The sequence below is a fragment of the uncultured Sphingomonas sp. genome (assembly GCF_964237155.1).
Lineage (GTDB): Bacteria > Pseudomonadota > Alphaproteobacteria > Sphingomonadales > Sphingomonadaceae > Sphingomonas.
Window position 1 is genome coordinate 1 of sequence record NZ_CAXSHH010000124.1, and the last position, 4,842, is coordinate 4,842.

Annotated in this window: 5 protein-coding genes; 3 read left to right on the forward strand and 2 right to left on the reverse strand. The window is 71.9% G+C overall.

Going from position 1 to position 4,842, the window contains the following annotated elements; genetic code table 11:
• The first annotated feature begins 108 nt into the window (after window positions 1–108).
• Both purD and ACFE71_RS14930 read left to right on the forward strand, forming a co-directional pair.
• A complete protein-coding gene (purD, locus tag ACFE71_RS14925) occupies window positions 109–1,401 on the forward strand; it encodes a phosphoribosylamine--glycine ligase (protein WP_375429553.1) in 1,293 nt (430 codons plus the stop codon).
• A gap of 96 nt (window positions 1,402–1,497) precedes the next feature.
• Complete coding sequence (locus ACFE71_RS14930) at window positions 1,498–2,157, forward strand: hypothetical protein (RefSeq protein ID WP_375429554.1); 660 nt, start codon at window positions 1,498–1,500, stop codon at window positions 2,155–2,157.
• Between the two features lie 199 nt (window positions 2,158–2,356).
• Here the strand turns inward: ACFE71_RS14930 and ACFE71_RS14935 are convergent, their stop codons facing one another.
• Window positions 2,357–3,661 carry a hemolysin family protein gene (locus ACFE71_RS14935; protein ID WP_375429555.1) on the reverse strand — a complete coding sequence of 435 codons (1,305 nt, stop codon included), beginning with the start codon at window positions 3,659–3,661 and terminating at the stop codon, window positions 2,357–2,359.
• 123 nt (window positions 3,662–3,784) lie between these two features.
• On the opposite strand from ACFE71_RS14935, the gene ACFE71_RS14940 reads away from it, so the two are divergent.
• Window positions 3,785–4,465 (forward strand): OmpA family protein, encoded by a 681-nt coding sequence (locus ACFE71_RS14940; RefSeq protein WP_375429556.1) that lies wholly within the window; start codon window positions 3,785–3,787, stop codon window positions 4,463–4,465.
• A 40-nt stretch (window positions 4,466–4,505) separates the two neighbouring features.
• Here the strand turns inward: ACFE71_RS14940 and ACFE71_RS14945 are convergent.
• On the reverse strand, window positions 4,506–4,842 hold a 337-nt coding region (locus ACFE71_RS14945), incomplete at its 5' end, for a nucleoside deaminase (protein ID WP_375429557.1).

Below are 4,842 nucleotides of genomic sequence, written 5' to 3' on the forward strand. Positions count from 1 at the left end.
ACCACGCGCTTCAGCTTGCCCGCCAGCTCGCCGACCGACATCGCCGCCGCGTTGTCGCCGGGTGTCGGCTCGGCTACCAGCCGGGACGTATCGGAAAAGGGGGAATCCATGGACGTCCTGCTCTTGGGCGCGGGGGGCCGCGAGCACGCGCTCGCCTGGAAGCTCGCCCGGTCGCCGGGCTTAGGTACGCTCTACGCCGCGCCAGGCAACCCCGGCGTCGCGCGCCACGCCCGGCTGGTCGAACTCGACGCCGCCGACCACGCGACCGTCGTCGCCTTCGCGCGCGACCACGGGGTCGGCCTGGTCGTGATCGGCCCCGAAGCGCCGCTCGTGGACGGCCTGGCCGACTCGCTCCGCGCGGCCGGCGTCCCCGTCTTCGGACCGTCGAAGGCGGCCGCGTGGCTCGAGGGGTCGAAGGGCTTCACCAAGGACCTGTGCGCGCGCGCGGGCATCCCCACCGCCGGCTATGTCCGCGTCCGCACCCGCGCGGACGCGGACGCCGCGCTGGCGGGCACCTTCTCGCTTCCCGTGGTCATCAAGGCCGACGGACTGGCGGCGGGCAAGGGCGTGACGATCGCCTATACCCCCGCCGAAGCCGCCGCCGCGCTCGACATCCTGTTCGATGGACCGGGCGAGGCGGTGATCGAAGAGTTCCTGGAGGGCGAGGAGGCGAGCCTGTTTGTCCTGACCGACGGCGTCGCGACCATGCCGTTCGGCTCCGCGCAGGACCACAAGCGCGTCGGCGAGGGCGACACCGGCCCCAATACCGGAGGCATGGGCGCATACAGCCCCGCGCGCGTCCTGACCCCCGATCTGGAGGCGCGCGCGATCGCCGAGATCGTCCGGCCGACGCTCGCGGCCATGCGCGATGCGGGCACGCCCTTCTCCGGGGTGCTCTATGCCGGGCTGATGCTGACGGCGACCGGCCCCAAGCTCATCGAGTACAACGCGCGGTTCGGCGATCCGGAAGCGCAGGCGATCCTGCCCCGCTTCGACGGCGACCTGCTGCAGGTGATGCTCGCCGTCGCGGAGGGTCGCCTCGGCGAGATGCCGCCCGCCCGCTTCATCCCCGAAACCGCGCTGACCGTCGTCATCGCGGCGAAAGGCTACCCCGCCACGCCGCGCACTGGCGGCCGGATCGGCGGGATCGACCTAGCGGAGGCGACGGGGGCGCTCGTCTTCCAGGCGGGTAGCCAGACGGACGGTGATGGGCCGGTCGCATCGGGCGGCCGCGTCCTCGCCGTCACTGCGGTGGCACGGAGCGTCGCCGAGGCGCGGGCGGCGGCGTACCGTGGGGTCGACGCGATCGACTATCCCGACGGCTTCCACCGCCGCGATATCGGCTGGCGCGAGGTCGCGCGCGAACAGCGATGGCGCGAGGTCGCGCGCGAACGGGGCTGACGCGGCTTACCCGGCGACCGCGCAACCGGGGCGGCGGACGCGTGTTGTTGCCGCATGGAGGCTCGGGTCCTAGGCCCCCCGCCGAGAGGAACCACCATGGCTATCACCCCGCCCGGCGCCGGGACGTTCACCGCTTTCCACTTCGTCGTCCTCGCGCTTCTGGTCCTGGCCACGCTGGCGCTGATCGCGGTCGGCGTCCGACGCTCGCGGGCGCGCCGCGTCTCCGCCGAGCGCGTCGAGGCCGAGGCGGCGGAGGCGGGGGTGTCCGATGCGCCCGCGCCCCTCGCTCTGGTCGACACGCAGCCGCTCGACCGCTCCGCCGGCGGTGTCGCACCGATACCGCGCGCCGACATCACCCGACCGGTCGCGCCCGAGCTCGAGCCCGAGCCCAGGGAGCCGCTTCCCGACACGGTCCCGCTCGCCGACGAGCGCATCGCGGCGGCCGCGCCGATGGACGCGAGCCCGGCGACGCTGGCGGATCCGACGCCCGCCGACGTGTCGGCCTTTCCCACCCCCGCCGACGGCGCGGTCACCCAGCTGAAAGGACTCGGTCCCAAGGTGGCGATGCGGCTGGCCGAGCTCGGACTGTCGTCGGTCGGCCAGATCGCCGCGCTCGACGCGGACCGCGCGGCGGCGGTGGATGCCCAGCTCGGGCCGTTCGCGGGCAGGCTGCACCGGGACCGATGGGTGGAGCAGGCCCGGTTCCTGGCGGCGGGGGACACCAAAGGCTTCGAGGCTGTGTTCGGTCGTCTATGACAAACCCGAGTCCGCCAGGAACCGGGCCGGCCGGCATGGCTTCGGCCATGTCCGACGACACGGGATCTGCTCCCGTGTCGGCCTCTCACCGTAGAAACGAAGGGAAAAAGAAACGCGGGAGTAAATCCCGCGTCGTCGGCCGCCGCCGGGAGCCGCGCCGGCTGGATGGGCCGCGCGGAGAAGCGTTTGCGGTGTTGGTCTAGCCTTCCAGGCTCACCAGCAGCTTGTCGATTCGCCGCCCATCCAGGTCCACCACCTCGAACCGCCATCCCTGCAACGCGAAACTCTCCCCCTCGCCGGGCAGGTGCCTGAACACCGACAACGCCAACCCCGCCACCGTCGCGTAGTCGCGGTCCTCCGGCAGATGCAGCCCCAGCCGATCCGCCAGCGTATCGGCCGCGGTCGTCCCCGCCACCAACAACGATCCGTCGTCGCGCTCGACCACCGACGGCGCTTCGTCCGGGTGCGAGTCCGACAGGAAATCGCCCGCGATCGCCGCCAGCAGGTCGGCGGGCGTCACGATCCCCTCGAAATGCCCGTATTCGTCGTGGATCATCGCCATCGGCACCTCCGCGCGGCGCAGCGCGTCGAGCACGTCCATCGCGTCGATGCGGTCGATCACCACCGGCGCCTTACGGAGTAAGCGGCGCAAATCGAGCGTCTCGCCCCGGATCAGCGCGCCCATGATGTCGCGCGCCTGCACCACCCCCTCGACCGCGTCGATCGACCCTTGCGCGACCGGAAGCGTGGTGTGCGGCGTCGCGACCAGGATGGCGCGGATGGCTTCGGGATCCGCATCCAGGTCGATCCAGTCGACCTCCGTACGCGGCGTCATCACCTCGCGCACCGGCCGGTCGGCGAGCCGGACCACCCCCGATATGATCGAGCGCTCATGCTCGTCGATGACCCCCGATCTCGACGCCTCGGCGACGACGTGGTGGATCTCCTCGGCGGTCACGTGCTCCTCGGCGTCGCGGTCGAGCCGGAGCAGGTGGAAGATCAGCGCGCTGCTCCGGTCGAGCAGCCAGACCAGGGGCGCCGTGACGACCGCCAGATACCGCATCGGCAACGCGATCGCGCTCGCGATCCCCTCCGGCTTCCTGAGCGCGAACTGCTTGGGCACCAGCTCGCCGATCATCAGCGAGGCGTAGGTCGTCACCGCGATCACCAGGACGTAACCGGCCGTCCCCGCCGCGTCGGGCGACAGCCCGAGCAGTTCCAGCCGCGCCGCGGTCGGCCGACCCAGGCTCGCCCCCGAATAGGCGCCCGCGATGATGCCGATCAGCGTGATGCCGATCTGCACGGTCGACAGGAACTTGCTCGGGTCCGCCGCCAGCGCCAGCGCCGCGCGCGGGCCCCGCTTGCCGCCCCGCGCCATCGCCTCCAGACGAGCCTTGCGCGCGGACACGATCGCCAGTTCGCTCATCGCGAACACGCCGTTCAACGCGACCAGCGCCACGATGATCAGGACGTCGATCCAGGGAAAGGGGGGGAGCGGTGCCATCGGCGGTAGGGGTCCCGTTTGGCCGCATCCTACGCGGGGCGCAACCGCCTAGAACGATGCGGGGCCGGAACGATAAGGGTTCCGTCGGTGTTGTCGCGGCCTGATCCCAGTAGGAGCGTAGACATGACCACCCTCGTGAAGATCTCGTCCGGCCTGTCCGCGCTCGCGCTGCTGTCCGCGACCGCCTGCGCCACCGACCCGGAGACGGGCGATCGCCGCATATCCCGCGCGGCGATCGGCGGCATCGGCGGCGCGGTCGGCGGCTATCTGCTGGGCGACCTCGTTGGCGGCCGCCGCGACCGGACGGAGAAGATCCTGGGTGCCGGCATCGGCGGCCTCGCGGGCGCGGGGATCGGCGCGTACATGGACCGGCAGGAACAGGATCTCCGCCGCCGCACCGCGGGCACCGATGTCCAGGTCGTCCGCCAGGGCGACGACCTGATCCTGAACATCCCGTCGGGCATCAATTTCACCTACAACTCCGCCGACGTGCAGCCCCGGTTCCAGCGCACGCTCGACCAGGTCGCGGGCACCTTGGCGGAGTATGACCAGACCTATCTCGACGTGTACGGCCACACCGACGCGACGGGCTCGGACGCGTACAACCAGACCTTGTCCCAGCGACGCGCCACCGCGGTGGCCGATTACCTGTCCTCGCGCGGTGTCCAGCCCGTACGCCTGGGCACGCGCGGCTTCGGCGAGGGCCAGCCGGTCGCGTCCAACGACACGGAGGAAGGCCGCGCCGAGAACAGGCGGGTGGAGATCAAGATCGTCCCCGTCACTCAAACCGACGCGCGGGGGTAGATTTTCAACCCTCTCCCGCGAAAGCGGGAGAGGGCTCCGGTCACCGCCGTTCCCCGAAGAACGCCTTGAGCAGCTCCCCCGCCTCGCGCTCGCCCAGCCCGCCATACACCTCCGGCCGATGGTGGCACGTCGGCTGCCCGAATACCCGGGCCCCATGCTCCACCCCGCCCCCCTTGGGATCGCCCGCGCCGTAATAGAGCCGCCCGATCCGCGCATGCGCGATCGCCCCCGCGCACATCGCGCAGGGCTCCAGCGTCACCCACAGGTCGCACCCCTCCAGCCGATCGGCCCCGAGCGACGCCGCCCCCTCGCGGATCACCCGCATCTCGGCATGCGCGGTCGGATCGCGCAGCCGGCGCGGCGCGTTGCCCGCCGCC

Coding starts and splice junctions, on each gene's coding strand:
- purD (WP_375429553.1), top strand. CDS start 109: ATGGACGTCCTGCTCTTGGGCGCGGGGGGCCGCGAGCACGCGCTCGCC.
- ACFE71_RS14930 (WP_375429554.1), top strand. CDS start 1,498: ATGGCTATCACCCCGCCCGGCGCCGGGACGTTCACCGCTTTCCACTTC.
- ACFE71_RS14935 (WP_375429555.1), bottom strand. CDS start 3,661: ATGGCACCGCTCCCCCCCTTTCCCTGGATCGACGTCCTGATCATCGTG.
- ACFE71_RS14940 (WP_375429556.1), top strand. CDS start 3,785: ATGACCACCCTCGTGAAGATCTCGTCCGGCCTGTCCGCGCTCGCGCTG.